Below are 25,608 nucleotides of genomic sequence, written 5' to 3' on the forward strand. Positions count from 1 at the left end.
CGGGCCCGCTCTCCTATATACTGTGCGCCTTTCATTCAGGAATACGGAAACAGGGTCAACATGCGTAGTCACTATTGCGGACAAGTCACAGAACAAGAACTCGGAAACTCAGTTACGGTTGCAGGCTGGGTCCATAAACGACGCGATCTCGGCGGTTTGATTTTCGTCGATATGCGCGATCGTACAGGGTTGTTGCAGGTGGTATTTGATCCCGACTTCGCGGATATGTTTGCCGAAGCGAATAAACTGCGCCAAGAGTTTTGCGTTCAAATTACGGGCGAAGTGCGCGCTCGTCCAGACGGGCAAGTCAATGCACGGATGACAACCGGTAAAGTTGAGTTATTGGCCAAAGAAATTACGATTTTGAATCGTGCAGCGCCCCTTCCGATCGACTACAACCAGCAGGTGAGTGAAGAGCAACGCCTGCGCTATCGATACCTTGATTTGCGCCGTCCGGATATGAACGAAAAAATTCAGTTTCGCGCGCGTGTTGCGAGTGCGGTCCGCCGTTTTATGGACAGTCAAGGCTTCCTTGATATTGAAACGCCAATGCTGACGCGGGCCACGCCAGAGGGTGCACGGGATTACTTGGTCCCAAGCCGGACGCACAAAGGCAAGTTTTTTGCGCTACCACAAAGCCCGCAGCTATTTAAGCAGCTGTTAATGATGTCTGGCTTTGACCGCTACTACCAGATTGTGAAGTGTTTTCGCGACGAAGATTTGCGCGCGGATCGTCAGCCAGAGTTTACCCAGATTGATATCGAAACGACGTTTATGTCGGCAGCGCAAGTGCGTGAATTGACCGAGTCCATGGTGCGTTCATTATTCTTAGAAATGCTCGAAGTCGATCTGGGTGATTTTCCGGTGATGGCCTACAGCGAAGCGATGCGTCGTTTCGGTAGTGACAAACCCGATCTGCGCAATCCATTAGAGTTGGTAGATGTTGCAGATTTGGTAAAAGACATCGATTTCAAAGTATTCTCAGGCCCAGCCAATGATCCCAAGGGTCGCGTTGCGGTCATTAAGGTACCGGGCGGTGCGAGTCTGAGCCGGAAGCAAATTGATGAGTACACGGCATTTGTTGGGATTTATGGTGCGAAAGGCTTGGCATGGATGAAGGTCAACGACCGTGCAGCGGGCGTCGATGGCTTGCAATCACCGGTGTTGAAGTTCTTCCCGGACGCTGTGGTGACTGAACTCCTTGAACGGGTTGATGCGCACGATGGCGATATTCTTCTGTTCGGTGCAGATAAAGCGACGGTCGTATCCGAGGCTTTAGGTGCGTTGCGGTTGAAGCTGGGTCAAGACTTTGATTTAGTTTCAAGCGAGTGGAAGCCTTTGTGGGTGGTCGATTTCCCGATGTTCGAAGAAACGGACGAAGGTTTCTTCGCGCTGCATCATCCCTTCACGGCGCCGATTGGGGTGTCAGCGGATGAACTTCGCGCGAATCCAGGAGCGGCGCTCTCCAATGCTTATGATATGGTGCTAAACGGTGTCGAGGTCGGTGGCGGCTCGGTACGTATTCACGACAACGCAATGCAGCAGGTGGTGTTCGGAATTTTGGGAATTGATGAAGCGGAAGCGCAAGAAAAATTTGGTTTCTTGCTTGAGGCGTTGAAATATGGTGCGCCACCGCACGCTGGTTTGGCGTTTGGCTTGGATCGTTTGGTGATGTTGATGGTGGGTGCGAGCTCAATTCGGGATGTCATTGCATTCCCGAAAACGACCACGGCACAATGCCCATTAACGGATGCCCCAGGCGTTGCCAACCCCGCAGCCCTCGACGAACTCGGCATTCAAATCAAACCCTAGCCAACGCGCGTTCTGTAGCCAACGCACGTTCCGTAACGGCGCGTTGGGCGCCCAACTCGAACTGGGCTCTGAGGCTCGGCGCGGGTCAACCCCGAACCGTAGCCAACGCATTGCGTTGGGCGCCCAACTCGAACCGGGCGCTGGGGCTCGGCGCGGGTCAACCCCGAACCGTAGCCAACGCACTGCGTTGGGCGCCCAACTCGAACCGGGCGCTGGGGCTCGAGGCGGGTCAATACCTCCCCAGGGACGCCGTAAATACGTCCCTGTAGGCTTGTCTGCCGCATCCATGCGGCACACACCCTGCGGAGGCATACGACCCACCCCGAACCGTAGCCAACGCACTGCGTTGGGTGCCCAACTCGAACCGGGCGCTGGGGCTCGAGGCGGGTCAGATCGTAGCCAACGCACCGCGTTGGGCGGCCAACTCGAACCGGACGCTGGGGCTCGGCGCGGGTCAACCCCGAACCGTAGCCAACGCATGTTCCGTAACGGTGCGTTGGGTGCCAAATCTGGATCATAAGGAGACAGCATGCAGCGGATTATTCTGGGAATTGACCCAGGAAGTCGAGTCACCGGTTATGGGGTGATTGAGCAGCATGGTGCGCGTCTAACCTACCTAGGGAGCGGTTGTATTAAGCTTGCTCGAACGGGCGGTACGACGACAATTCCCCTCGCAACCCGTCTTAAAATGATCCATGATGGAGTCAGCGAACTTATCCAGCAGTTCCAGCCAACGGACTTTGCTATTGAGCAAGTTTTTATGGCGCGTAATCCAGACTCGGCTCTTAAGTTGGGACAAGCGCGTGGCGCGGCAATTGTTGCCGCGGCAGTGCACGGTCTGCCGGTGGAGGAATACGCTGCGCGTGCGGTGAAGCAGGCGGTTGTTGGCACAGGTGGGGCGGATAAAGAGCAAGTGCAGCATATGGTCAAACAAATCTTGAAGTTGCCGCGCATGCCGCAAGCGGATGCTGCAGACGCGCTCGCGGTGGCCATCTGTCATGCGCATAACCAGCGTCGCTGGTGATATGGCTTGAATACCGACAATAAGAATTAAAAGGACCTCAGTGTGATTGGAAGACTGCAAGGCATCATTGCCGCAAAACATGCACCGGAAGTTCTCCTCGATGTAAATGGCGTGGGTTATGAAGTCCATCTGCCGATGACCTGTTTTTATGATCTCCCTGAAATTGGCAAGCCAGTCACTTTATGGACCCATTTTGTGGTGCGCGAAGATGCGCAACTTTTGTTTGGTTTTAATAATGCCGATGAGCGCGCGTTATTTCGTCTATTAATCAAAGCACAAGGTGTGGGGCCGAAAATGGCATTGGGCATTATGTCGGGCATGAGTGCAAATCAATTTATTCACTCTGTTCGTCAAGGCGATGTGAGTACCTTGGTGAAGATTCCGGGTGTCGGGAAGAAGACGGCGGAGCGCTTGTTGGTTGAAATGAAAGATCGCCTGAAAGACTTCACGGGCGCTGATTTTGATACGGGTCTGCCAGGAGCTGCGCCATCGAATATGGGTATGGCTTTGTCTCCGGCGGATAGTGCCCGGGAGGAAGCGCTGAGTGCGTTGTTGGCTCTGGGTTATAAAGACAATCAGGCAACAAAAGTCATCAAGCAGGTTGCATTAGACGACATGAGTGCCGAAGATATAATTCGAGCGGCCCTAAAGGCGATGATGTAACCAACGCACGTTCCGTAACGGTGCGTTGGGCGCCCCGAACCGTAGCCAACGCATTGCGTTGGGCGCCCCGAACCGTAGCCAACGCATTGCGTTGGGCGCCGAACTTGAACAATAAGAACTAGGATAACAGCATGATTGAAGCGGATCGTATGATGCCAGAACGGCCAGTCCAAGCCAGCGCGACCGGCGAGGACGAGGTGATTGATCGCGCGATCCGTCCCAAACGCTTGGCGGACTATACCGGTCAGAAGCATGTTGTTGAGCAGTTGGATATCTACATTGAGGCGGCGCGTGGTCGCTCAGATGCATTGGATCATGTTCTGATTTTTGGTCCGCCGGGGTTGGGTAAGACGACGCTCGCAAACATCATTGCGAATGAAATGGGCGTTGGAATTAAGACGACTTCAGGGCCGGTACTGGAGAAAGCAGGAGACCTAGCGGCCTTGTTGACGAATCTTGAGCCTCATGACGTCCTTTTTATTGATGAAATCCATCGTCTGAGTCCAGTGGTGGAAGAAGTGCTCTATCCTGCGATGGAAGATTATCAGCTCGATATTATGATTGGTGAGGGCCCGGCTGCGCGCTCCATCAAACTTGATTTACCTCCTTTTACGTTGGTGGGCGCGACAACTCGCGCGGGGGCGTTGACCTCACCATTGCGGGATCGGTTTGGGATTGTGCAGCGGCTGGAGTTTTATTCGGTCGAAGAGCTGACGACCATTGTGCGTCGCTCGGCTTCGTACCTGACGATGGAGCTTGCCGATGATGGGGCACGCGAGGTGGCGGCACGTTCGCGGGGGACACCTCGGATTGCGAACCGGTTGTTGCGCCGGGTGCGTGACTATGCCCAAGTCAAATCTCAAGGACCTATCACGGCGGAGGTGGCTGCAGCCGCTTTGGATATGGTGGATGTGGACAAGGCCGGGTTCGATTACATGGATCGTAAGTTGCTCAAAGCAATTATCGAGAAATTTATGGGTGGTCCGGTTGGCTTAGAAAACTTAGCGGCAGCGATTGGTGAGGAAAAAGATACGATCGAGGATGTGTTGGAACCTTACCTGATTCAACAAGGTTTTATCCAACGCACCCCCCGCGGGCGCATTGCCACACAGCACGCCTATCAACACTTCGGCCTCACGCGCCCATCGTAACCAACGCAATGCGTTGGGAACCCAACTCTAACTAGCCTGCGGAGGCATGCGACCCACCCCGAACTGTACGTAACCAACGCAACGCGTTGGGCACAGAGATCGTAGCCAACGCAATGCGTTGGGCGCCCAACTCGAACCGGGCGCTGGGGCTCGGGGCGGGTCAATCCCTCCCCAGAGACGCCGTAAATACGTCCCTGTAGGCTTGTCTGCCGCATCCATGCGGCACACACCCTGCGGAGGCATACGACCCACCCCGAACCGTAGCCAACGCAATGCGTTGGGCGCCCAATTCGAACGGGGCGCTGGGGCTCGAGGCGATGAACGACTCACATGGGTTTCAGATAGGCAAAAAAAAGCCCACTCAGGGGATGAGTGGGCGAAGTTGTAACAACAACAAGGAGGAAGTTAAATCCAGGAACTACCGATGAAACAGGGAAACTATGAAACCTATTTCACCTCATTAAGGAAGCGACAATCGATCCTTAAATTCGTTTGTCAGGTCGTCCGCGTGGGATATCCCTGAACACGAGGCGCATTATATAGCTTCTCCGACCAGTCTCAAGCGAGAAAAACTGCGGCTTCGCATTAGAAAATCTAATGTGTTAAAGAATTGTATTGTTTAATTTGTAAGCAACTATTTGTTAACAAGTCGCAAAGATCCGTTATATATCCGAAGAATTCCTTATTCTTGCATAATCATTAAATATTAATAAAAGTCTTGTGAAACTTTTTATTTTTCATGCTGCCAAAGGAAAGATTTGGTCGCAGTAAGCGTCCTGCTACATTTGCGTAAAAATCTGCGTTATAGTAGCGTTTCATCGCGTCCAATTGGCTCATAGGGGGAGAGAGATTGGCGGAATTCTCATGGCCCGTTCGTGTCTATTATGAAGATACTGATGCGGGGGGCATCGTCTATTACGCGAACTATCTCAAATTTTGTGAGCGCGCACGCACCGAGTGGTTGCGTGCTTTAGGCGTGGAACAGGATATTTGGCTGCGTGAAGGGATTGGGTTTGTGGTTCGGCATGTCGCACTTGATCTACGTGCGCCCGCACTATTTAACGATACACTGCGAGTGACCGTGGTGCCGAGCCGAATTCGAAAGGCCTCGATAGAGTGCCGACAAGAAATATATAACGCGGCAGGGACATTGCTCTGCGTAGCGGATGTGAAAGCCGCGTGTGTGCATTTAAATACAATGAAGCCGGTGGCAATCCCCGGTCCAATTATAGAGGTTATCGGACGTGGAAGCTGAGTTGTCCTTTTTTGATTTATTTTTAGAAGCCAGTCTCGTTGTTCAGCTGGTGATGTTGCTCTTAGTTTTGATGTCTGTGGTGTCATGGGCGCTAATCTTCCAACGCCGCAAGATTTTGCAACAAGCAGAAGTGGAAGCGCAAAAATTTGAAGATCGATTCTGGTCCGGCGTTGACCTTGCAAAACTCTACAAAGAGGTCAGTGCGAAGGGAAAGAAAATTCAGGGCACTGAGCATTTGTTTCATTCCGGCTTTCGGGAATTTGCCCGGCTAAGACAGGTCAAAAATGCAGACGGAATGGCCGTGATGGCAGGGACACAGCGAGCAATGCGGGTTGCGCATTCGCGGGAGATGGACCGGCTTGAAACCCATTTGACGGTGTTGGCAACGATTGGCTCAATCAGCCCCTATGTTGGTTTATTTGGTACGGTGTGGGGGATTATGAATGCATTTATCGCTTTGGGCTCGGTTCAGCAAGCCACGCTCCAAATGGTTGCCCCGGGTATTGCAGAAGCGTTAGTTGCAACGGCCATGGGCTTGTTTGCTGCGATCCCAGCGGTTATCGCCTACAACAAGTTCTCGTCGCAAGTGGGCTCTATTGATAGTGGCTACATCAACTTTGCAGAGGAATTCACTTCGATTCTGCAACGTCAGACACTTGGGAGTTCAGCATCCATGGCACAAGGTCAGGAGGCCTAATCATGGAAGCGTTTATTCAGCGCAGAAAGCGCAAAGCGATGTCGGAAATGAACGTGGTTCCGTATATCGACGTGATGCTCGTGCTGCTGATCATTTTTATGGTGGCGGCACCGTTAATCTCCCAAGGTGTTGATGTCGATCTTCCGCGGGCGGATGCGGAACCGTTACCAGACGATCAACGGCAGCCATTAGTCGCAACCGTGGATCGGGAAGGAAATTATTTTTTGAATATGGGTGATAATCAAGATTCGCCCATGTCGGCGGTGGACCTCGCAACCTTGGTTGCGGCGCATTTACAACTTGATCCCGAAACGCCCGTGGTGGTGCGAGGCGATGGTCAAGTGGCCTATGCACAAGTGGTTCAGCTGATGGTGTTATTGCAGCGCGCTGGCGCCCCCAAAGTGGGGCTGATGACCCAGCCGCCGGAGTAGTGTAAGACATGAAAAATTTGTTCAAAGCGAGCAACATTGCGTGGCAGCCAGTCGGGTATTCCGTCGGGCTGCATGTTGCTATTGGCGCTTTGCTTTTGGTGAGCATGGAATTTACCCCGGCAACCGATACGTTAGCGCAGCCGCAATTTGCCGCACCGGAAGTTGATATTGTTGAAGCGGTCGCGGTCGACGAAAGTCGCCTGCAAGAGCAAGTGCAACGAATACAACAGCAACGAGATGCAGAGCGTCGCGCTGAAGAGCAGCGTATCGCCGAACTCGAGCGTCGTGCGCGGGAAGCTGAACAACAGCGAGCTCGTGAGCAGCAACGTGCGCGAGAGGTTCAAGCGCAACGAGAGCAGCAAGAACGGGACCGTCAGCAAGCAGAGCAACAAGCGCGTCAGGCACGCGAAGAAGCCCAGCGGGCGGAGCGTGAGCGTGAGCAAGCGGCTCAGCGTTTACGTGAGCAGCAAGAAGCCGAGCGGCGAGCGGAAGAGGAGCGTCAGCGTCGTGAAGAAGAGCGTCAGCGCCAGGAAGCTGAAGCGCGGGAGCGTGCTGAACGTGAGCGGCAGGTGCAAGAGCGTCTAGAGCGTGAGCAGGCAGAGCGTGCCCGTGCGCGTCAACAGCGTGTGATGACCGAAGTCGAGCGTTATCAAGCATTGATTCGCTCGACTGTACAGCGCCATTGGATTACGGATTCGAGCATGCGTGGCCAATCCTGTGTGCTAACTATTTCGCTCGCACGCGATGGGTTTGTAACCAATGTGCAAGTCGGTGATGGAGCGCGCGCAGTCTGTGAATCAGCCCGCGCAGCGGTGCTTCGTGCAGGAAATTTACCGATGTCGGATGACCCTGATGTCGCATCACAGTTTAGAAACTTTACGATGCGGTTCGAACCGCGTTTTGATTAATACGGAGTCATGATGAAACGAGTACTCTCAGGTGTATTGTTGTGGATGGCCGCATTTGCAGCGTTTGGACAAAGTCCGACGTTGGAGATCGTCATTACCGAGGGGCAAGACCGTGCCCGTCCGTTGGCGATTGTGCCGTTCCAATGGTTGGGGGAAGGTGAAAAGCCGTACGACTTTGCCGAGGTTGTTGCAGCTGACCTGACACGCAGCGGTCGTTTCAGCCCGCTTGCTCGCAATCAACTACCGGCGACACCGGGTAAAGATAGTGAAGTCGATGACTATGCCAAATGGGCGCGCCTCGGGGTTGAGGCCCTGTTAGTTGGCGAGGTGAGTCCGTTGTCAGGGAATCGCTTTCAGGTCACCTATGAACTGATTGATCCACTGCGTGGGCAAATCACCGGTGGAACCGCGCAAGCGTTGGTTGACGGAGCATTGGTCAACAGCAACGATCACATTATTGAAGGTCGTAGCTCAGTGGTCAGCCCAAACCAGTTTCGTCAATATGCGCACCGAATTTCCGATGTCGTCTATGAGTCGTTAACGGGAGAGCGTGGCGCGTTCTTGACCCGAATTGCATATATTTATATCGACTGGGACTCAGAGACGCCGTATCACTTAATGGTTTCTGATTACGATGGCTATAACGAGCGGGTGTTGTTGCGCTCTCCAGAGCCTCTGATGTCGCCAACCTGGTCACCGGATGGAAATCGCCTCGCGTATGTGAGCTTCGAGAATGGTCGTCCGGAGATATTTATGCAGGATATCTACACGACTCAGCGTGAGAAGCTCACGTCGTTCCCTGGAATCAACAGTTCGCCGTCATGGTCTCCCGATGGGCGCCGAATGGCAATGGTTCTGTCGAAAGATGGCGCACCGGATATCTATGTGATGGATATTCAAAGCCGTCGCTTGACCAAGGTGACAGACCATTGGCGCATCGATACGGAACCGAGCTGGACACCGGACGGAAAATCTTTAGTGTTTACCTCGGAAAGAGGTGGCAGAGCGCAGGTCTATAAAGTAGATTTGGATAGCAAACGAGTTTCACGGGTTACCTTTGAGGGTGAATCAAACCTCGGGGGAGCCGTAACCCCAGATGGGAAAGGAATTGTGGTTGTTCACCGGGCAAATGGTCAGTTCCATATTGCTCGGCAGGACTTCCCCCGCGGGAATGTACAGGTGTTGACGCAGACGAGCTTGGATGAGTCTCCGAGCATCGCACCGAATGGCAGTATGATCATCTATAGTACGACGTATCGTGACCGGCAGGTTTTGGCACTCGTATCCATGGATGGGCGGTTCCGAGCGCGCTTACCATCGCGCGAAGGCGAAGTAAAAGCGCCGGCTTGGTCACCGTTCCTCTAAAGATGAAAGCATGTTAATTTAAACAAGTTGTATCTCTTAAACTCGAACGTGAAAGGACAGCAATCATGCAGTTAAATAAAGTTGTGAAAGCATTGGCTTTGGCAATTCCAGTGTTAGCGTTGGCCGCTTGTTCAAGCACCCCTGACGCTGACAGCGACACGACAGGCACGTCTGGCAGCCAAACTTCTCAAGACCGTCGTGGTGTTGAAGTTGGCGGCGCTGACCGTGTATTGAGCCCTGAAGAGCAGCGTCAACAGCGCTTCGCTGAGTTGCGTCAGGAAATGACCATCTACTTCGACTTCGACGACTCAGGCATCCGCAGTGAGTTCGCTGAATTGCTGTCTGCTCACGCGGACTATCTCGTGCGTAACCCATCGGTTTCTGTTGTAATCGAAGGTCACACAGATGAGCGCGGTACGCCAGAGTACAACATCGCGTTGGGCGAGCGTCGTGCAAACGCAGTTGCCAGCTACATGCGCAATCTGGGTGTTCAGTCTTCACAAATCACCACCGTTTCTTATGGTGAAGAGAAGCCTGTAGCACGCGGAAGTAACGAGCGTGCGTGGTCACAGAACCGTCGCGCTGTTCTCGTCTACTAAGAACGTGTTTTCCACGGAAGGGAGTTCGCTCCCTTCCTAGGAAAAGCCCTGCACAGTTGGCATTTCTGGCGACTGTGCAGCGCTTTTTCTGAGGCCAGACAAAATATGCAGGATCCTATGCTCATGAGAATTTCTGGAATCGTCGTTGCACTTGCCTTTGCAGGTGTTGCGTTCGCTGGACAGGCCCCTGTTGTCAGTGTCGCACAGGCACAGGGCAACGAGAGTACAAGCCAACGCCTTGATCGGCTCGAACGGCTGATTGAGTCGCGAACCCAAGGTCAGCTTTCAGTCCTCGAACAGTTAAATCAGCTTCAACGGGAAGTGAGCGAATTGCGCGGAATCACCGATGAGCATGCCTTTCAATTGGATCAGATGTTGCAGCGTCAACGAGACATCTACCAGGAGATCGATCGTCTATCGCAGCAAATGCGCAGTGGTGGCACCTCGTCAACGGGTTCCTCGAACGCGACCACCAGCGTCCCGACGATTGATATCGCCTACTCAGATGATTTGAGCGAGAACGAGGCCTATGACCGCGCGGTCCGCCTTGTTCTTGAAGATCGCCGTTACGACCAAGCGATCCCAGAGTTTCAGGCATTCTTGCAGAACTATCCAAACTCAACCTATGTGAGCAACGCGCACTACTGGCTCGGCCAGCTCTACTATGTGCGCCAAGATTACGACAACGCCCGGACCCATTTCCGAACGGTGGTTGATAACTTCCGTGAATCAAGCAAACGTGCGGACGCGATCTTAAAGCTTGGCATGATTGCTGTGGCTCGTGGTGATCGGTCCCAAGCACGCCAACGTTTTGAACAAGTCCGCAGCGAATATTCGGGCTCGACGGAAGCAAACATGGCGGCGCGCCAACTCGAATCACTGTAAGCCAGCGAGTGTTCATGCGTCATCTGCATGATTAAGTTAAAGAAAAGTTGAATAAATAGCGGCTTCGTACAGAATTTGCGCGAAAAGCCGCTAAATTCCAAAAAATTGGAAAATTAGGTACGATTGGTCCTTGCATCAACGCGATATTTCAGTAAACTATGCCGCCGTTGTCAGGGCATTCTGATAACGCGTTTCGCCCCAATTCTTAGGGGTTAAACATCGGAAAGTGGGTCGTTAGCTCAGTTGGTAGAGCAGTTGACTTTTAATCAATTGGTCGCAGGTTCGAATCCTGCACGACCCACCACTTCTCCGAAAATCAATGGTTTAAGCATCTCGATGGGTCGTTAGCTCAGTTGGTAGAGCAGTTGACTTTTAATCAATTGGTCGCAGGTTCGAATCCTGCACGACCCACCATCACTTCCTCCGTAGCCAACGCACCGCGTTGGGAATTTGAAATAAAAAAGCATTTCCTCCTCCATTTTAATTCCACAACCTAATCCGCAGTCGCGTGCAGTCTACTGATCGCTTATGTTGCAATTTCCCGTAATCAGTCTTATATCCATGGTAGATGCAGAACATTTGTAGAACGGCTATAATACGGCCCCTTTTAAGCGTAAGACGCAGCAGCGTTGCGTTTAACAGTTCGCCGCGCATTGGCGTGATATTTTGAATGATTGACTGAAGAGCGTACTCACACGATGACTCAGGCCCACGTGTTGCCACCGCTGGAGTTCGATTTCCCAGCGAAGCCTAAGCCGCTTACGGATGCGGAAAAGCAAGCCCACCGTACGCGCATCAAAGCATTGCTGAAAGAGAAAGATGCAGTGCTTGTAGCGCACTACTATACCGATCCCGAAATTCAGGCATTGGCTGAAGAAACTGGTGGTTGTGTTGCGGATTCGCTTGAGATGGCGCGCTTCGGTGCGACGCATCCGGCAAAAACACTGATCGTTGCAGGCGTTCGTTTTATGGGTGAAACCGCAAAGATTCTGACGCCCGAAAAGACGGTTTTAATGCCGACACTCGAAGCAACCTGTTCGTTGGATCTTGGCTGCCCCATCGAGGAGTTTTCGGCGTTCTGTGATGCCCACCCAGATCACACGGTTGTGGTGTATGCGAATACCTCGGCAGCAGTGAAGGCCCGAGCGGATTGGGTGGTGACTTCGTCTATTGCCGTCGAACTCATCGAGCACCTTGACGCCCAAGGCGAGAAAATCCTTTGGGCTCCAGATCGTCATTTAGGTGGATACCTCGCGAAGAAAACCGGTGCAGACATGCTATTGTGGCAGGGCGCCTGTATCGTTCATGACGAATTTAAAGCGAATGCCTTACGCCAACTCAAAGCACAATATCCAGATGCAGCGGTGCTCGTTCACCCCGAATCACCGGCGGCCGTTGTTGAAATTGCGGACGCCGTAGGCTCGACGTCACAGCTGATCAAAGCCAGCCAGACGATGCCAAATGAGCGATACATTGTCGCTACAGATAAAGGTATCTTCTACAAAATGCAGCAGCTCTCCCCAGAGAAGCATTTTATCGAAGCGCCCACCGGAGGGAATGGTGCAACCTGTCGGAGCTGTGCCCATTGTCCTTGGATGGCGATGAACGGATTAGCAGCGATTGAACAAGCCCTGACAACGGGTGGCTCGATGCATGAGATTCACGTTGATCCGGCACTCGGAGAACGCGCCATGCAACCGCTCAATCGCATGTTGGATTTTGCCAAAACGCTGCGCCCTGCGTAATCAAGGTGTATCAGTTAGGTAAAATGTCGATATGCGAGACCCAACGCGGTGCGTTGGCTACTATTTAAGATGTTGATATGTGAGGCCCAACGCGGTGCGTTGGCTACAGACCTAACGCAGGTTCCGTAATGGGGCGTTGCGCGATAAATGGATGAATGCAGAATGTCGGATACCCCGCGCGTGTTATTGGTTGGATATGGTGATATTGCGTGTCGCTTGACTCCCTTATTGCTCGATCGCGGCTTCGCTGTCACCGGTATGCGGCGTCACCCCGAACGTGCCCAACTCCCGGAGCTTCATGAACACTCGCCACAATTCACATTGGTTCAGGGCGATGCAGCGCGAGTCGAAGATTGGCACCGCATCTGGGCTGAAGGTCCTTACGACGTCATTATCTTCACCCTGACCCCCACGTCCTATGACGAGTTCGGCTATCAGCAAGGTTATATTGCTCCTTTGCGTGCAATGCTTGCTGCGGCCGGAGATTTCGATGCCGAAGCGTTACCAGTGATTTGCTATGTCTCGAGCACTGCAGTGTATGGCGAACGAAATGGTGAATGGGTGAACGAAGAGACGCCCGCACAGCCTTCCGGATTCTCCGGACGCATTTTACTTGAGGCAGAGAATCTCGTCTTGCATTCGGGCTTTCCCGGAATTGTGATCCGTGCATCAGGGATATACGGACCAGGCCGCGAGCGGATGCAGCAGAGTATTCTGGATGGAACCTACACAGTGACACCCGCGTGGACAAACCGTATTCACGCAGATGATCTCGCGCGCGCTATCGAACACTTGGTACTCATGCGATTAGCGGATATTGAGATGGATTCAGTCTATCTCGCAACCGACAGCGAGCCGCTCCAGGCAGAAGAGTATGTTCAGCGGGTTGCAGCAAAGCTCGGCGTCGATGCGAGCCAGTTACCACGCAGTGATCGGATTGGACCACGCGGCAGCAAACGCCTTTCGAACCAACGCTTGCTCGACACCGGCTTCGAGTTCTTGCATCCCTCCGCGCGGTAACCACCGCTCTCGATTGGTAGCCAACGCACTGCGTTGGGCCTCAGCCGCTAACCACCGCTCTCGATTGGTAGCCAACGCACTGCGTTGGGCCCCAGCCTCTAACCACCGCTCTCGATTGGTAGCCAACGCACTGCGTTGGGCCTCACGCCAATCAACACACGGCGTTGGTTACGCCTCTTTGACTTTCACCACGAAGTAAATCGCGTAAAAGATACAAATAGCCAGAACCACAGCCAAACCAGTAAATGAAAAGAAAATCACTGGATCCGTAAAAAATTCACGCCATAGATTCACGGTCGATCCTCCCTTGTGAGTGTATGCAATCAGTCTAATCATTCCTGTATTTCGTGTTATGACTTGGATCAACATTCGATGATTTCAAGTTTATTGCTGGCCCGGCACGCAGTATGATGGTGACAAGAACAACAACACTGCATGCAAAGCAATAATAAGGACGCGCTATGCTGAGCTCACTGCGGATTCCAGCCAAAGCAAATCATCTCACGCTTGGGCCTCTTGTCGCGCTGATTGTTTGGGTCGTTGCCAATCTATCCGGAATGCCGGCACCTGCTGCGTGGACACTATCTGTCGTGGTTTGGGTCGCCTGGTGGTGGATTACCGAAGCGCTTCCCTTGCCAGTCACCTCGTTACTCCCATTTATTCTCCTACCGCTCGGCGGCATTCTGGATTTCCGCGAAGCGAGCGGTGCACTTGGTGATCATGTCATCGTGCTCTTTATGGGAGCATTCATGCTCGCCAAAGCTGTCGAAGCCAGTGGCGTTCACAAGCGGATTGCACTGACGTTGGTGCGGTGGATTGGTGTTGCAGAAGGGCGCCGTATTGTCTTGTCATTTATGCTCGCGGTCGCAATCCTTTCGATGTGGATTTCAAATACTGCGGCGGTCCTTGCACTCTTACCGGTGGCTTTGGCGATGGCAGATGCGAGCAATGATCACCGTTTTCAACGCGCGCTATTATTGGGCCTCGCCTATTCAGCCTCACTTGGTGGGGTGGCCACGCTGATTGGAACGCCTCCGAATCTGATTTTTGCCTCCATCTATGAAACCTATTCGGGTGACACATTCGGCTTCGGCCGCTGGATGCAAATTGGGATTCCTTTGGTTGTCATCGGTTTGCCCGTGATTGGGCTTTGGCTCACGCGCGGATTGAAGCTTTCAATGCCGTTGGAGCTTCCAGAACAAGGCCACATGTCGGTTTATGAAAAGCGGGTTTTGATGGTGTTTGGTGCGGTGATTTTTCTTTGGGTTTTTCGCACCGAACCATTCGGCGGCTGGACCGGTCTACTTGGAGTGACTGGAGTAGGCGATAGCACCGTCGCTCTCGCCGGAGTTGTGGCGATGTTCGCGGCAAGTAATGGACAAGGTGGGCGCTTACTTACTTGGGAGCAGGCGGTCAGCATCCCGTGGGGGATTCTACTCTTGTTTGCAGGTGGCATTTGTTTGGCGGGTGGCGTAATGGCCTCCGGCCTGAGCGATATTATCGGTGCAGGCCTAAGTGGCATGATTGGTATTCCCATCTGGCTGCTAATTTTCCTGATTGCGCTGAGTGTTTCCTTCCTAACGGAAGTCACATCAAACACTGCGACCGCCACCTTGCTCATGCCCATTCTCGCGGCAACTGCTGGAGCGGCAGGATTACCGATTGAGATTTTAATGATTCCAGCGGTAATCGCATGTAGCTGCGCATTCTGTATGCCGGTAGCGACGCCACCGAACTCGATTGTTTTTGCTTCAGAGAAAATCACCATCAAAGAAATGGCGCGAGAAGGCGTTGTATTGAACTTCTTGCTCGCCGGCGTGACCACCTTGGTGGTGATGGTGTTTGTTTAACCGTAGCCAACGCACCGCGTTGGTTGCCCAAGTTCGTTTTTTGTCGGTGGACCCCAGATTCGATCGTTAAGCGAACGTATTGCAAAGAAGATGTAGTCAATCGAGCAGGTTGTCTACAATGAATGATGTGTGGAGTCACAGAGGTAGTCATATCACCATGCAGAATTGGAAAGTTTGGATGGGCGCGTTGTTCGTATGTGCGTGCCTCAACACGCAAGCCCACGCGGCTGAAGATCAGTGGGTCTTTAACGTTGGGTATGCATCAGCAGCGCAGCTCAGTGGTACAAACGCAGGCCGAGGCGAATACGCGTCTTTTTGGGCGGCCCGTCGCAATGCTTTATCGCCCACGACAGGCGCGTACATGAGCCTTGGCGTTCCTGATATCTATATCAGTGGTTCAGGAACCAATCGTCAAAGGGTTTTCGCGATTAATGCGGGACTGACGCATCAAGTAACGGACCGATTTATGTTGTTTGGTGGCCCAGGGTATTCTCATCAGAGCGTCCGCACCTTCTCAGGAGAACGCGTCACTCGCAGTGGCTTTAATGCCAACGCAGGTTTTGGGTATTTCGGCGACCGTGCGGGGATTAGTCTTCAATATGACAGCGGTCCGCGCGCCCTCGGTTTAGGGGTGACTTTTCGCCATCAAATCGGCCGTTGAATGCAAAAAATACCCATCACAAAAGAAAGCGTCGGTTTTACTTGATTGCGGCCGGTAAATTCCCTAACATACGCGGCGCACGGAGAGGTGTCCGAGTGGCTGAAGGAGCACGCCTGGAAAGTGTGTATACGGTAACCCCGTATCGAGGGTTCGAATCCCTCTCTCTCCGCCAATATTAGAAAACCCGCTTGAGTCTCAGACTTCGGCGGGTTTTTCATTGCGTCACCCCTGAAGTCTTTCGAAAACTACTCTATTGAGCTGGCTGTTTTGACGCTACAGAGTAGCCCTAAGAATTAACGCTTGACTTTTTACTGCATATACCTGATGGTTGTCCCATGTCCTAGGACACGGGACTATGGATTGGTGGTGAAAATGAAAAGTCAAGATATCGTCGTACTCTTCAAAATAGAGTCGCTCACACAGCACTGGGTTAATCCTAGTCAATATGACAAAGAGTTGCTTGTACCACGTGCCTCGTCTATCGATTGGCTAGGGGAAGATCTTCGGCACAACGATGTGCCACCTGCTACTTTCACTGAGAGTCTTTTTTCGGTAAGAGCTTTAGAGCAGGATACGGGGATCAGCAAATCTCAGGTTAGCCTCAGTCTGAAACGGATGTATGACGTGGGGTTAGCAAAACCCGATCGTAAAACAGGCTTACCTAAAGCAAACACTCGCGCGCTACTTGAATTTATCGCATACGGTATCCAATACGTTTTTCCTGCAAAAGAGGGCGAGGTGACGCGCGGGATTGCCACATCAATTGCTGCGCCAGTTCTGCAAGGTAAGTTAATGACATCTGGTGAACTTGCACCCATCTGGCCTTATTACAAAGGGAAAACCAAAGGTGTGGCTGTCCAGCCTTTACATGAGAATATCTTCGCCGCGATTCGAACAGATGACTTAACGTACGCTCTATTGGCGCTGACAGACGCTGTGCGGATAGGCCACTCCCGGGAGCGGGGGATAGCTATCGAAATGATGCGTAAACTTTTGCGGGTCAGCTCATGAGCAAGATCAATTTCCAAAAAGATATGTTAATCCAGGTGGCTACGGCTCTAAATGAATTGCTGCCTCAGGTCGTGTTTATCGGTGGGTGTACAACTGGCCTATTTTTAACCGATGAGTTCACTAAAGAACAGGTTAGGTATACCGACGATGTTGACTTAATTATCCATGTTGGAAGTTTTGGTGCGTGGGCTCAACTTGCTGAGCGTTTGCGCCAATTAGGCTTTCGAGAGTCAATGGAGCAGGACGTTATTTGCACCATGATACTCGGGCAGCTTAAAGTCGATTTTATGCCTGATGATGCCAGCATTCTGGGGTTCAGTAACCGTTGGTACCGTGATGCGATGGCAACGGCGCGGAATTTTATGCTGACTGACACACTCTCCATTAAGCTCGTTGAGCCGGTGTATTTTGTGGCCACAAAGCTTGAGGCGTATTTAGGGCGTGGAAACGGTGATGCGTTATCCAGTCACGATATTGAGGATTTGATTAATATCTTCGATGGGCGCGAAGAAATCGTTGCTGAGGTTAACGCGGTTGACGGGGAGCTTAGAGATTTTATTCGAGAACAGCTTCAAGAACTACTTGACGATGCTAATTTTGAGTATGCCGTTCAAAGTGCGACGGGGAACAATAGAGCGCGGGAATCACTAATTTTTGAACGTCTCGAGGCCTGTTTATGAGCGCAGCAAATATCGCTCAACCTGAGGGCTTTATCGCGTTGCCGGGAGCTACTCAACCGCATTATGGCGATGCGACGGTGATGTTTCGCTTCAAAGATATCTTGTTGTTGGCGATGTTTGATATCTCAACGTCACGTCCCTTACCAAAAGATCTGTTACTAATGACCTTTAAAACTTCTATCGATGATGCGGTAGCCAGATCTGAACTGACTACAACGCCAGGTTCGTTATTGAACACATTGCAAGACTTTGCTGGAATGCTCAATGAGCAGCTAAGTGGAGGATGTGTCAGTATCACGGTGGCATTTATCGATACGCACCGGGTGTGGGGGTATTGTGCCGGTGATGTGAGAATGGGCTACGTGCGCGCAGGCACTTTGAATTGGCTTTCGCCCGTTCATACCGCGGCGAATGTTTTTGGACCTTTTACTGACGAGCTAAAATCTTCACCAAGCCGACATATCTTGACACGGTGTTTAAAGCTACACCGTACTTTTGATCCTGTGTATTTTCAATTCGATCTGCGTGATGATGGCCAGCTTGTATGTGCTACTGATGGATTTTGGTGCGATTCGCACTGGGGCAATGCCCAGAGCCTAATAAGTTTGCCATCTCAACGCCCCATCGATGATTGCACATGCTTGTGGTTTAACCCACGCATGTTATTGGCAAAAACAGAGCCGTCGCTGGCACATAACGAGCTTCAATTTTTCACGCAATACGACCATCTTGAGATCCGCGCCGAGTATGGAGCGATAACACCATAACCTGGCCGCACTTTATCCTGAGAATCCCTCTCTCTCCGCCAATATTAGAAAACCCGCTTGAGTCTCAGACTTCGGCGGGTTTTTCATTTCTGAGCTATGGTTGCACTTGTAAAAAATAGGTTAAAAAGACCGAGTATCGCTATTGCTTGTATGGTTTCTCGCTGCTAAAGTCACGCGTAATCTGTCAGGAATGACGGATTCGAAGCATCAAGGACGAGACGCGCTCCCCGCAATAAAAGGTTGGAGAAGATTCCCCTCCTTGATTCCTTCAATACAATAATCATAACAGGAATCAAAAAAATGAAATTAGCAAAAGCAATTGCTGTTGTATCTGTCTTATGGCTTACAGGGTGCGCATCGATTGTCGGCAGCCCGGATCAACTGATTTCGATCGCAAGCACGCCGGACAACGCTACAATCTCAATTACTGATGAAACCTATACCGGCGGTCGCATCCATCTGATTTCCCAACGCATCGCGTTGGTTACATCGAGAAGGCCGTAGCCCAAACTACGGACGGCGCTGCAGATAGAAATAGCGGATCATGAGGGCCGTTGTTGCCAAAGCACCGTAGGTGAAGAGGGCATAGAACAATCCAACGGGTAAGCCAGAAATCACATCCTTAAATAGATCTTTGGCATATTCGCCACTGGTAAATGGAACCCCAATCAAATTGAGTGCGGGGATCAGAAGTAAGACAAGAACCACCCATCGTGCGCGACCGTGTAGCGCTTTGAGCCAGCCAACCCCAAAGAACAAAAGTCCTTTGTTTAGGCCATGATGAACAGCAAAAGCGATAACCGCAGCGAGAATCGCCGGCCAAGCGTGGGGGTAGAGCCACCCGGTCCCAACCATCATGGTAATCATGCCCATTTGACTGACGCTTGAGTAGGCAAGCACGGTCTTGGCTTTTTTACTAAATACACCCAGTACAGCAGCACCGTAAGCCCCAATCAGACCAAGCAATACCGCTATTGTAGGTACGAGTTCCATATTAGCGGCCGACTCGAGATCGCCACCAAGTGGTAAGGTCAAAAGCCAGCCGACCAGCCCCGCCTTAATCATAGCTCCACTGAGCACTGCGCTCGCCGGTGTTGGTGCAACGGGGTGAGCTAAAGGGAGCCACCAATGCAACCCGGCTAAACCAGCTTTGACACCAAACCCCAAGAATAAAAGGAGTGCGATGTACATGCCATAATCACTGTTGGCAATGGCTAAGGGTAATTCGTGAATGAGCGGAGCAACTGGTGTTAAGGCGCCACCAGCAGCCTGCGCAGCGCCCCATATCAAGCCACTGAAGAGTAATCCTTCGCCCAATACAGCCATGATAATGTAGATCTTTCCGGCAAAGAGGGCGCGCTTGGTTTGGTCATGTATCACTAACCCATACGCTGCGAACGTCATCAATGCGAACAAGGTGTAGAACGAGGCAATATCCGCCGCGACGAGCAGCCCCAAGTTCCCGGTCAAGGTCAGTAACCAGCAGCGCAAGTAGCGCCCAATATGGGGTTCATCAGCCCCTGTACCGCTACGTAATGAATACCAGACATACAAACCGGCAGCGAACCATAAAACAGTGCTCATCAGTAGGATGGGAGTGAGCACCGTATCAAACCGCCAATGCAGGCCCAACATTAGCCAGGGAACTTCGGTGAACGTTTCAGGTTGGCCATAGCAGTACCAGAACAGAACACCAAGCAGCATCGGAAGTGGCGCGATGATGAGCATCCAACCTCGGCGTCGTGCTGTGTCTGCTCGCACACACAAAGCGAGTAGGAGCGGAAATAATACCAGCAGTGGAATCGGAGTCGTATGCACCAAATACATCAAAAGGCTCATGGCAAATACTCCCGATACGTAATCAGACTTGCCCAGCTGAGTGGACTAAACATATGGGCGGCAAAGAGTCCGGCGGCGACGGAAAATACGGCAGTGGCGACCGTCGGCCAGAGCAACAAGCCAATCGTCTCAAAGCGGCCTGCTAGGATATGCTCATCGGGCCAAGGGCCTTGTACGGGTTTAAACCAGAGTCGATATAAAATCGGTAGGAAGTAAGCGGCGTTGAGCATGCTTGAGGCAATCAACACGCCAATCACCCAGCCCATGCCTGCATCCAATGCGCCGATTCCGAGATACCATTTACTAATAAAGCCTGCGAGGGGAGGCACACCGATCATGCCGAAGGCCCCAAGAGTAAAGGCAATACTGGTCAATGGCATGCGTCGGCCTGCGCCATCGAGTTCACTGATTTTGTGAATTCCGAGTGTCTCGGCGTAATTCCCCGCACAGAAGAACAAGGTGACCTTCATGATGCCCTGATGTAACAGATGCACAATACCACCAATCGTCCCGATCGGGCCGAATAGGCAAGCGCCAAGCGCGATGTAAGAGACTTGGCTCACCGTTGAGTAGGCGAGACGCTTTTTGACTTCATGCTGGCGCAAGGCCATCAATGAGCCCCAGATAATCGTAATGGAAGCCCAAATTGCGAGCGGTAAGAGCACCCCAAGTTGCCATGCAAACTCAATTTCATAAATGTCATAAATCACGCGGACAATGCCAAAAGCGCCGGCTTTGACTACCGCGACCGCATGCAGCAGTGCGCTCACGGGGGCAGGTGCCACCATGGCAATCGGCAACCAACCGTGCAAGGGCACCAGAGCCGCCTTCACACCGAGCCCAATAATCAGCACAAAGAAGAGTACAAATAGCAGTACGTGCTGTTCTGCGGGTAGTTCTGCCATGCTGCCAGTTTGGGCAAAGTCAGTAATGGTGCCTGTTTGGTCGACAAGTCCATACATGAGCGCCACGCCAATGAGCAGAATGGCACCGCCGCCCAGTGTGTAACGCAGGTAGGTTCGGCCCGCTGTAAGTGACTTCTCTGTGCCCCGATGCACGACGAGGGGATAGGTCGAGAGCGTCAGCAATTCGAAGAAAATAAGGAAGGTAAAGAGGTTTCCAGCGAGGGAAATGCCCATTGTGCTCGCGACACAAAGACTGAAGAACCCAAAGAACCGACTCCGGTTCGGCGCATCTTCAAGATACCCAATAGCGTACAAGGTGGTGCATAACCAAAGCACACTCGAGAGAGCGGCAAAAAGCATCGATAGGGCATCTGCCCGCAAAATAAAATCGATCCCGGGAAGCAGCTCGTAGCGGAACTCATAATCGAGTTGGTTTGCAATACCAACGGCCATCACGCCCACAAGCACAATTTTTAGGACGGCGGCAGACAAGTTAAAGGTGGTCCGGACTTTATGGAAACGCTCCGGTAATGTGAAAATCACCAAGGCCGCAATCAATGACGTAGCGAGTACATAAATAGGCATCAATGCGTTCGTCATGGCGTCCCCCCTCCGGTTAAGTCCATGAGGCGCAATGGCCATTCACTCGCAAAGCCGAGACCAATCGCAATAAACGCTAAAAGAAGCGCCGACAACTGCAACATGGGATGGGTCGCTTGGATCTCATGGCGAACCGTCTCAGTAAAAGACACCCGGAAAATACGGAACACGTAGGCGGCAGTCAAAAGGCCGCCCCCCGCAATCACAACGAACCAATGCCATTGACCACTTTGAATCGCGGACTGCAAAAGCAACCATTTGGCATTGAATCCGCCACTTGGAGGCAAGCCCATGAGACTGACAGCCGAGAGACCGAAAGCAAACAGCGCCATCGGCATGTGCTGTGAAACACCGCCGAGATCGGCAATCCGGCCATGGCCAATCGCTAGCACGAGAGTTCCCACAGAAAGGAACATGGCAGCTTTGGCGAACGCATGGGCAAGGAGGTGTAAAATCGTGCCCTGCCATGCCATGGTTGCGGCGGCCTCGGACACACCGATGGCCAATGGAAACAGCATCATCAAGTAACCAAGTTGGGCCACGGTTGAATAGGCCACGAGCATTTTGACTTGAGGTGTCTTAAACGCATTCCAGCTGCCCCAAAGGATCGCTCCGGCACCCAGCGCGCCCATTAACTGGGCGGCACTAACGGTGACAGCCAGTGCGCCGACGTCGAGCCATATCAATGCCAAAATGTAGAAAGATGCTTTGACCACCAGAGCGGAAAGGAGGGCGCTGACTGGCGCGAGTGCACCCCCGTGCGCTGGGGGCAACCAGAAGTGCAATGGGAAGATAGCAGTTTTCAGCAAGAGTCCGACACTCATCAACGCGACGGCTACCTGCGTGGTGATATTTCCAGCGACCATTTCACTGAGTTGTGGAATCGCCAAGGTTCCGTAGGCGCCATAGATCAGTGCGACACCTGCCAGGTAAGCGAGGGAGCCAAAAAGGGCGGCATATAGATAATCAAGTGCGGCTTTGAGTGCAGGGCGTTCAGAGGTAAGGGCGACCATTCCGACGGCACTTAAGCCAAGCAATTCAAGCCCAACATACAGGTTGAACAGGTCCGCCGCGAGCCAAATGCCATTCAACGAGGCTAGTAAAAACCAGAAAAGCGGCCAAAAATAGAATTGCTCACGGTTGTAGCGCTCCAAGAAAAACAGCGCGTAGATTGCACAGAGGGCTGCAATTAATGCGGTCAATGCCAAGAGCGTCACGGTAAATCCGTCGGCGAGAAGGCTGATACCGAGAGGGGCCTGCCAGTCCCCTAAGGCATAGTCTTGAGGACCTTCGGTGTAAATAGTCAGGCACAAAATAAGCGCCGCTCCGAGCTGTAGAATCAGCCCAGGAATGACAATGGTGCGTGTCCATTTGCGCGGCAAAAGCAGGCTTAAAATAGCAAAAGCCAGTGGAATAATAAGAAGAATAGGGATCATGGCGCGGGGTCACCTCCGCTTCGAACATACCGGCGGAGAATCACCAAGGCGAGTGCGGTTGCACTGACGGCCACCACAATTCCCGTGAGTACCAATGCTTGCGGAACTGCATCTACCCCATGTTGGTGCTGTGGCAAACCAACCATGATTAAGAACACCCCAGAGCCCATCATGTTGAAGGCAAGGAGCTTTTTCATCAGATGTCGTGCACTGATAAATGCGAAAACTGAGAGCGCAATAATGACGGCGCCGACCAGTGCATACCATAAATCAACGCCCATAATCGCCACCTCCCTGCGGGCTTGCGTCACCCGGCGCATGCACAAATAAGCTGAGAAGCGTGAGGCCGATCGAGAATGTCAGTACGGCTTCAATCAAGAAAATAAGCGAACCTGCCCACTCATCGGGATAGTTCAAGAAAGGACGCCCACCAAACATCGCGCTGACTGCGACGGTTAAAAATAAAATAAATCCAAGGGCCAAACCGAGGCGAAGGAGGCGGTCCACGCGACTGGCAATGTCGTATCCGGCGAGCCGAGCAAGCACACCAGCGGCAGCCACGAGAGCACCGGCTTGAAATGCGCCGCCTGGGGCATAACTACCGGCCCATAGGACATACACACCGGTGAGAACTAACAGTGGCAGTAAGCGGCGGGTCAGGGCTTGGAGCATGGGATCGGCAGAACGTTCATGGGGTGTAACGCGCGGACCTCGCTCACGCAATGCCAAACCTGCAACCACGGCGACTAAGACCACTGCGACTTCAAGCAAGGTATCGTAGCTCCGAAAATTCAAAAGCACGGCAGTGATCGGGTGCGCAATCCCGCTGGCGTCAATGTTTAATTCAACTTGTTGCGGAAGGTTCACTTGGGTTGCCGGAGCAAACCACAAAGCGAGCGTCAGTCCAAGGAGAGTTATGATGGCTGCTAGCGCTGCGCCAAGTACTCGAATCATGAGGATGCCTCCTCATGTTTTTTTGTGTCGTCAGCAGCGCGTTGGTGGCGGATTTTCCGCAGAGTCCCGAGCGTATCGAGTAACAACACCCCAGTCAGTCCAGCACCAATAGCAGCTTCTGCCAGAGCGAGATCAGGGGCTTGTAGCCGCGTCCAAGTCAGGGCGAGGAGCAAGCCAAACACAATAAAAAGCACGACCGAGCGAAATAGGTTATTGGATAAATATACGGAAGCGCAGGCGAGCACGAGCCCCACCCCGAGAATGACGTCAAAAATCATCATTTTGAGGCCTCCTCATGATCATGCTGTACCTGCGAACGCGCAACTAAGTAGGCGGCCACTGAGCTGGCGCCTAACACAAGCAGCCAGCAAAGAATAAGTTTCATGCCTTGGGCCACGGACTCGACTGAGGGGAGTAGGCCAACCACAATGAGCCCCAAACCTAGATTGTCCGCTTTGGTGAGCGCATGGATACGGGTGAAAACGTCAGGGAAGCGCAATAGGCCAATGGTTCCAATAGCAAAAAAGAGTGTCCCAAGGCCAATGAAAATATACTGGAGGATCATCATGAATCGACCTCCGGCTTGGCTCGGCCCACACGGCGCACAAAAGCGATTGTCGCTACAGCAGCGAGGAGCGCAAGTACGAAGGCAATATCAATGAGGGCACGTTGACCGGTCGCGATTGCGAGAATCAGCAGGATCGCCACACCGGTCGTGCCAAATAGTTGCGCACTGAGCATGCGATCGGCTTCCTGCGGTCCAAGCCAAACCCGGACTAGTCCGATAATCAGTGAGGCGAGCAAAAGTGCCGCAGTGATGTAGAGAAAGGTACTCATGGATGGGCCTCCACAAATAATTTCTGCAACACACGCACGGTGCGCTCACAGTCGCTGACGATGTCCGCGTCGGTATCGAGGACATGCAAACGAACGCCGTCATCAGTGAGCTCAGTGGCGAGCGTTCCAGGCATCAAACTCACCACGGTGGCAAAGAAAATTCGGGGCTTACCCTGTGGGAGAGCCAAAGGAAAGTCAACAATACCTGGGTTCAGTTGCAGGCGAGGGTGCAAGGTCCGGTAGCCAACGTCGAGCCCAGCGACCAGCGAACGAAAGATAAAATGACCGACGAAACGCGGAATCGCCGAATAGCGAATCGCATTTTTGGGCTGTGCAGGGGAAATCTTGACGCTCAACCAAGCGCACAGAAGCACCACAGGCACACCGACCACCCAAGGGCCGAGTAAATCTTGATTGGCTGCGGCAGTGTCATAAGTCAGTAGCCACCAGAGGATGGCCATCAAGCACGCGGCAACAAACAACCTTCGAGCAGCAGAATTCATGACAAGCGTT

General features: G+C 52.5%; 29 protein-coding genes and 3 tRNA genes. 22 read left to right on the forward strand and 10 right to left on the reverse strand.

All coding sequences use genetic code 11. The annotated features are described in order from the left end of the window. The first annotated feature begins 60 nt into the window (after nucleotides 1-60). The 15 genes from aspS to CWE11_RS07335 all read left to right on the forward strand — a co-directional run bounded on the left by aspS (nucleotide 61) and on the right by CWE11_RS07335 (nucleotide 13,555). The gene (gene aspS / locus CWE11_RS07265) at nucleotides 61-1,812 is read left to right on the forward strand and encodes an aspartate--tRNA ligase (protein ID WP_126776955.1); all 1,752 of its coding nucleotides are present in this window, start codon (nucleotides 61-63) and stop codon (nucleotides 1,810-1,812) included. 529 nt (nucleotides 1,813-2,341) lie between these two features. Beyond that, nucleotides 2,342-2,836 (forward strand): crossover junction endodeoxyribonuclease RuvC, encoded by a 495-nt coding sequence (gene ruvC / locus CWE11_RS07270; RefSeq protein ID WP_126776956.1) that lies wholly within the window; start codon nucleotides 2,342-2,344, stop codon nucleotides 2,834-2,836. A 42-nt stretch (nucleotides 2,837-2,878) separates the two neighbouring features. Then, nucleotides 2,879-3,499 carry a Holliday junction branch migration protein RuvA gene (gene ruvA, locus CWE11_RS07275; protein ID WP_126776957.1) on the forward strand — a complete coding sequence of 207 codons (621 nt, stop codon included), beginning with the start codon at nucleotides 2,879-2,881 and terminating at the stop codon, nucleotides 3,497-3,499. Between the two features lie 131 nt (nucleotides 3,500-3,630). Beyond that, nucleotides 3,631-4,650, forward strand: coding sequence for a Holliday junction branch migration DNA helicase RuvB (gene ruvB / locus CWE11_RS07280; RefSeq protein WP_126776958.1), 1,020 nt, complete (start codon nucleotides 3,631-3,633; stop codon nucleotides 4,648-4,650). Nucleotides 4,651-5,500: 850 nt separating this feature from the next. Next, complete coding sequence (ybgC, locus tag CWE11_RS07285; RefSeq protein WP_126776959.1) at nucleotides 5,501-5,905, forward strand: tol-pal system-associated acyl-CoA thioesterase; 405 nt, start codon at nucleotides 5,501-5,503, stop codon at nucleotides 5,903-5,905. After that, nucleotides 5,895-6,602 (forward strand): protein TolQ, encoded by a 708-nt coding sequence (tolQ, locus tag CWE11_RS07290; RefSeq protein ID WP_126776960.1) that lies wholly within the window; start codon nucleotides 5,895-5,897, stop codon nucleotides 6,600-6,602. The genes ybgC and tolQ overlap by 11 nt, the downstream gene beginning before the upstream one ends. Nucleotides 6,603-6,604: 2 nt before the next feature. Next, nucleotides 6,605-7,033 carry a protein TolR gene (gene tolR, locus CWE11_RS07295; protein WP_126776961.1) on the forward strand — a complete coding sequence of 143 codons (429 nt, stop codon included), beginning with the start codon at nucleotides 6,605-6,607 and terminating at the stop codon, nucleotides 7,031-7,033. Nucleotides 7,034-7,041: 8 nt separating this feature from the next. After that, on the forward strand, nucleotides 7,042-7,941 hold the full coding sequence (tolA, locus tag CWE11_RS07300; protein ID WP_126776962.1) for a cell envelope integrity protein TolA: 900 nt from the start codon (nucleotides 7,042-7,044) through the stop codon (nucleotides 7,939-7,941). Nucleotides 7,942-7,953: 12 nt separating this feature from the next. Beyond that, entirely contained in the window at nucleotides 7,954-9,306 is a 1,353-nt protein-coding gene (tolB, locus tag CWE11_RS07305) for a Tol-Pal system beta propeller repeat protein TolB (protein WP_126777030.1), read from the forward strand. Nucleotides 9,307-9,371: 65 nt separating this feature from the next. Continuing rightward, nucleotides 9,372-9,905 (forward strand): peptidoglycan-associated lipoprotein Pal, encoded by a 534-nt coding sequence (gene pal, locus CWE11_RS07310; RefSeq protein ID WP_126776963.1) that lies wholly within the window; start codon nucleotides 9,372-9,374, stop codon nucleotides 9,903-9,905. A gap of 123 nt (nucleotides 9,906-10,028) precedes the next feature. Next, the gene (ybgF, locus tag CWE11_RS07315) at nucleotides 10,029-10,790 is read left to right on the forward strand and encodes a tol-pal system protein YbgF (protein ID WP_126776964.1); all 762 of its coding nucleotides are present in this window, start codon (nucleotides 10,029-10,031) and stop codon (nucleotides 10,788-10,790) included. Nucleotides 10,791-11,018: 228 nt separating this feature from the next. Further along, a tRNA-Lys gene (locus CWE11_RS07320) sits at nucleotides 11,019-11,094 on the forward strand. A gap of 34 nt (nucleotides 11,095-11,128) precedes the next feature. Next, a tRNA-Lys gene (locus tag CWE11_RS07325) sits at nucleotides 11,129-11,204 on the forward strand. A 284-nt stretch (nucleotides 11,205-11,488) separates the two neighbouring features. Continuing rightward, nucleotides 11,489-12,535 (forward strand): quinolinate synthase NadA, encoded by a 1,047-nt coding sequence (nadA, locus tag CWE11_RS07330; protein WP_126776965.1) that lies wholly within the window; start codon nucleotides 11,489-11,491, stop codon nucleotides 12,533-12,535. A 162-nt stretch (nucleotides 12,536-12,697) separates the two neighbouring features. Beyond that, entirely contained in the window at nucleotides 12,698-13,555 is an 858-nt protein-coding gene (locus tag CWE11_RS07335) for an NAD(P)H-binding protein (protein WP_157981318.1), read from the forward strand. Between the two features lie 168 nt (nucleotides 13,556-13,723). On the opposite strand, the gene CWE11_RS07340 is transcribed toward CWE11_RS07335, so the two are convergent. After that, on the reverse strand, nucleotides 13,724-13,849 hold the full coding sequence (locus CWE11_RS07340; protein WP_126777031.1) for a DUF3149 domain-containing protein: 126 nt from the start codon (nucleotides 13,847-13,849) through the stop codon (nucleotides 13,724-13,726). 167 nt (nucleotides 13,850-14,016) lie between these two features. Here CWE11_RS07340 and CWE11_RS07345 point away from each other — a divergent pair, with 167 nt between their 5' ends. From CWE11_RS07345 to CWE11_RS07375, 7 genes are all read left to right on the forward strand, one after another. Continuing rightward, a complete protein-coding gene (locus CWE11_RS07345; protein WP_126776967.1) occupies nucleotides 14,017-15,405 on the forward strand; it encodes an SLC13 family permease in 1,389 nt (462 codons plus the stop codon). A 157-nt stretch (nucleotides 15,406-15,562) separates the two neighbouring features. Continuing rightward, a complete protein-coding gene (locus CWE11_RS07350) occupies nucleotides 15,563-16,066 on the forward strand; it encodes a hypothetical protein (RefSeq protein ID WP_126776968.1) in 504 nt (167 codons plus the stop codon). An 81-nt stretch (nucleotides 16,067-16,147) separates the two neighbouring features. Next, nucleotides 16,148-16,238, forward strand: a tRNA-Ser gene (locus CWE11_RS07355). Nucleotides 16,239-16,438: 200 nt separating this feature from the next. Beyond that, nucleotides 16,439-17,077 (forward strand): hypothetical protein, encoded by a 639-nt coding sequence (locus tag CWE11_RS07360; RefSeq protein ID WP_126776969.1) that lies wholly within the window; start codon nucleotides 16,439-16,441, stop codon nucleotides 17,075-17,077. Further along, nucleotides 17,074-17,757, forward strand: coding sequence for a hypothetical protein (locus tag CWE11_RS07365; RefSeq protein WP_126776970.1), 684 nt, complete (start codon nucleotides 17,074-17,076; stop codon nucleotides 17,755-17,757). The genes CWE11_RS07360 and CWE11_RS07365 overlap by 4 nt, the downstream gene beginning before the upstream one ends. Further along, a complete protein-coding gene (locus tag CWE11_RS07370) occupies nucleotides 17,754-18,524 on the forward strand; it encodes a hypothetical protein (RefSeq protein ID WP_126776971.1) in 771 nt (256 codons plus the stop codon). The genes CWE11_RS07365 and CWE11_RS07370 overlap by 4 nt, the downstream gene beginning before the upstream one ends. Nucleotides 18,525-18,824: 300 nt before the next feature. After that, nucleotides 18,825-19,028 (forward strand): hypothetical protein, encoded by a 204-nt coding sequence (locus tag CWE11_RS07375; RefSeq protein ID WP_126776972.1) that lies wholly within the window; start codon nucleotides 18,825-18,827, stop codon nucleotides 19,026-19,028. A gap of 6 nt (nucleotides 19,029-19,034) precedes the next feature. On the opposite strand, the gene CWE11_RS07380 is transcribed toward CWE11_RS07375, so the two are convergent. From CWE11_RS07380 to CWE11_RS07420, 9 genes are read right to left on the reverse strand one after another with little or no spacing between them, the layout of a single operon-like run. Beyond that, the gene (locus CWE11_RS07380) at nucleotides 19,035-20,363 is read right to left on the reverse strand and encodes a complex I subunit 5 family protein (protein ID WP_126776973.1); all 1,329 of its coding nucleotides are present in this window, start codon (nucleotides 20,361-20,363) and stop codon (nucleotides 19,035-19,037) included. Beyond that, nucleotides 20,360-21,868 carry a proton-conducting transporter transmembrane domain-containing protein gene (locus CWE11_RS07385; RefSeq protein ID WP_126776974.1) on the reverse strand — a complete coding sequence of 503 codons (1,509 nt, stop codon included), beginning with the start codon at nucleotides 21,866-21,868 and terminating at the stop codon, nucleotides 20,360-20,362. The genes CWE11_RS07380 and CWE11_RS07385 overlap by 4 nt, the downstream gene beginning before the upstream one ends. After that, nucleotides 21,865-23,304: a complex I subunit 5 family protein gene (locus CWE11_RS07390; RefSeq protein WP_126776975.1), complete on the reverse strand. Its 1,440-nt coding sequence runs from the start codon at nucleotides 23,302-23,304 to the stop codon at nucleotides 21,865-21,867. Before CWE11_RS07390 ends, CWE11_RS07385 begins: the two co-directional genes overlap by 4 nt. Then, on the reverse strand, nucleotides 23,301-23,585 hold the full coding sequence (locus CWE11_RS07395; protein WP_126776976.1) for an NADH-quinone oxidoreductase subunit K: 285 nt from the start codon (nucleotides 23,583-23,585) through the stop codon (nucleotides 23,301-23,303). The genes CWE11_RS07390 and CWE11_RS07395 overlap by 4 nt, the downstream gene beginning before the upstream one ends. Then, the gene (locus tag CWE11_RS07400) at nucleotides 23,575-24,258 is read right to left on the reverse strand and encodes an MnhB domain-containing protein (RefSeq protein WP_126776977.1); all 684 of its coding nucleotides are present in this window, start codon (nucleotides 24,256-24,258) and stop codon (nucleotides 23,575-23,577) included. The genes CWE11_RS07395 and CWE11_RS07400 overlap by 11 nt, the downstream gene beginning before the upstream one ends. Next, complete coding sequence (locus tag CWE11_RS07405) at nucleotides 24,255-24,539, reverse strand: Na(+)/H(+) antiporter subunit B (RefSeq protein ID WP_126776978.1); 285 nt, start codon at nucleotides 24,537-24,539, stop codon at nucleotides 24,255-24,257. Before CWE11_RS07405 ends, CWE11_RS07400 begins: the two co-directional genes overlap by 4 nt. After that, a complete protein-coding gene (locus tag CWE11_RS07410; RefSeq protein WP_126776979.1) occupies nucleotides 24,536-24,826 on the reverse strand; it encodes a cation:proton antiporter in 291 nt (96 codons plus the stop codon). Before CWE11_RS07410 ends, CWE11_RS07405 begins: the two co-directional genes overlap by 4 nt. Beyond that, nucleotides 24,823-25,095 (reverse strand): MrpF/PhaF family protein, encoded by a 273-nt coding sequence (locus tag CWE11_RS07415; RefSeq protein WP_126776980.1) that lies wholly within the window; start codon nucleotides 25,093-25,095, stop codon nucleotides 24,823-24,825. Before CWE11_RS07415 ends, CWE11_RS07410 begins: the two co-directional genes overlap by 4 nt. Beyond that, nucleotides 25,092-25,598 carry a Na+/H+ antiporter subunit E gene (locus CWE11_RS07420; RefSeq protein ID WP_126776981.1) on the reverse strand — a complete coding sequence of 169 codons (507 nt, stop codon included), beginning with the start codon at nucleotides 25,596-25,598 and terminating at the stop codon, nucleotides 25,092-25,094. The genes CWE11_RS07415 and CWE11_RS07420 overlap by 4 nt, the downstream gene beginning before the upstream one ends. Nucleotides 25,599-25,608 lie beyond the last annotated feature (10 nt).

This window comes from Aliidiomarina sanyensis, assembly GCF_003987175.1.
In the GTDB taxonomy this organism is placed as follows: domain Bacteria; phylum Pseudomonadota; class Gammaproteobacteria; order Enterobacterales; family Alteromonadaceae; genus Aliidiomarina; species Aliidiomarina sanyensis.

Excerpts from the sequence above, each read along its gene's own strand:
- CWE11_RS07395 (WP_126776976.1), bottom strand. The coding sequence starts at position 23,585 with ATGGGCGTTGATTTATGGTATGCACTGGTCGGCGCCGTCATTATTGCG.
- CWE11_RS07420 (WP_126776981.1), bottom strand. The coding sequence starts at position 25,598 with ATGAATTCTGCTGCTCGAAGGTTGTTTGTTGCCGCGTGCTTGATGGCC.
- CWE11_RS07380 (WP_126776973.1), bottom strand. The coding sequence starts at position 20,363 with ATGAGCCTTTTGATGTATTTGGTGCATACGACTCCGATTCCACTGCTG.
- tolB (WP_126777030.1), top strand. The coding sequence starts at position 7,954 with ATGAAACGAGTACTCTCAGGTGTATTGTTGTGGATGGCCGCATTTGCA.
- CWE11_RS07335 (WP_157981318.1), top strand. The coding sequence starts at position 12,698 with ATGTCGGATACCCCGCGCGTGTTATTGGTTGGATATGGTGATATTGCG.
- CWE11_RS07415 (WP_126776980.1), bottom strand. The coding sequence starts at position 25,095 with ATGAGTACCTTTCTCTACATCACTGCGGCACTTTTGCTCGCCTCACTG.
- aspS (WP_126776955.1), top strand. The coding sequence starts at position 61 with ATGCGTAGTCACTATTGCGGACAAGTCACAGAACAAGAACTCGGAAAC.
- nadA (WP_126776965.1), top strand. The coding sequence starts at position 11,489 with ATGACTCAGGCCCACGTGTTGCCACCGCTGGAGTTCGATTTCCCAGCG.
- CWE11_RS07400 (WP_126776977.1), bottom strand. The coding sequence starts at position 24,258 with ATGATTCGAGTACTTGGCGCAGCGCTAGCAGCCATCATAACTCTCCTT.
- CWE11_RS07360 (WP_126776969.1), top strand. The coding sequence starts at position 16,439 with ATGAAAAGTCAAGATATCGTCGTACTCTTCAAAATAGAGTCGCTCACA.
- ruvC (WP_126776956.1), top strand. The coding sequence starts at position 2,342 with ATGCAGCGGATTATTCTGGGAATTGACCCAGGAAGTCGAGTCACCGGT.
- CWE11_RS07405 (WP_126776978.1), bottom strand. The coding sequence starts at position 24,539 with ATGATGATTTTTGACGTCATTCTCGGGGTGGGGCTCGTGCTCGCCTGC.
- CWE11_RS07385 (WP_126776974.1), bottom strand. The coding sequence starts at position 21,868 with ATGACGAACGCATTGATGCCTATTTATGTACTCGCTACGTCATTGATT.
- CWE11_RS07345 (WP_126776967.1), top strand. The coding sequence starts at position 14,017 with ATGCTGAGCTCACTGCGGATTCCAGCCAAAGCAAATCATCTCACGCTT.
- ruvB (WP_126776958.1), top strand. The coding sequence starts at position 3,631 with ATGATTGAAGCGGATCGTATGATGCCAGAACGGCCAGTCCAAGCCAGC.
- pal (WP_126776963.1), top strand. The coding sequence starts at position 9,372 with ATGCAGTTAAATAAAGTTGTGAAAGCATTGGCTTTGGCAATTCCAGTG.
- tolA (WP_126776962.1), top strand. The coding sequence starts at position 7,042 with ATGAAAAATTTGTTCAAAGCGAGCAACATTGCGTGGCAGCCAGTCGGG.
- tolR (WP_126776961.1), top strand. The coding sequence starts at position 6,605 with ATGGAAGCGTTTATTCAGCGCAGAAAGCGCAAAGCGATGTCGGAAATG.
- CWE11_RS07410 (WP_126776979.1), bottom strand. The coding sequence starts at position 24,826 with ATGATGATCCTCCAGTATATTTTCATTGGCCTTGGGACACTCTTTTTT.
- CWE11_RS07365 (WP_126776970.1), top strand. The coding sequence starts at position 17,074 with ATGAGCAAGATCAATTTCCAAAAAGATATGTTAATCCAGGTGGCTACG.
- ybgF (WP_126776964.1), top strand. The coding sequence starts at position 10,029 with ATGAGAATTTCTGGAATCGTCGTTGCACTTGCCTTTGCAGGTGTTGCG.
- CWE11_RS07375 (WP_126776972.1), top strand. The coding sequence starts at position 18,825 with ATGAAATTAGCAAAAGCAATTGCTGTTGTATCTGTCTTATGGCTTACA.
- CWE11_RS07390 (WP_126776975.1), bottom strand. The coding sequence starts at position 23,304 with ATGATCCCTATTCTTCTTATTATTCCACTGGCTTTTGCTATTTTAAGC.
- CWE11_RS07350 (WP_126776968.1), top strand. The coding sequence starts at position 15,563 with ATGCAGAATTGGAAAGTTTGGATGGGCGCGTTGTTCGTATGTGCGTGC.
- CWE11_RS07370 (WP_126776971.1), top strand. The coding sequence starts at position 17,754 with ATGAGCGCAGCAAATATCGCTCAACCTGAGGGCTTTATCGCGTTGCCG.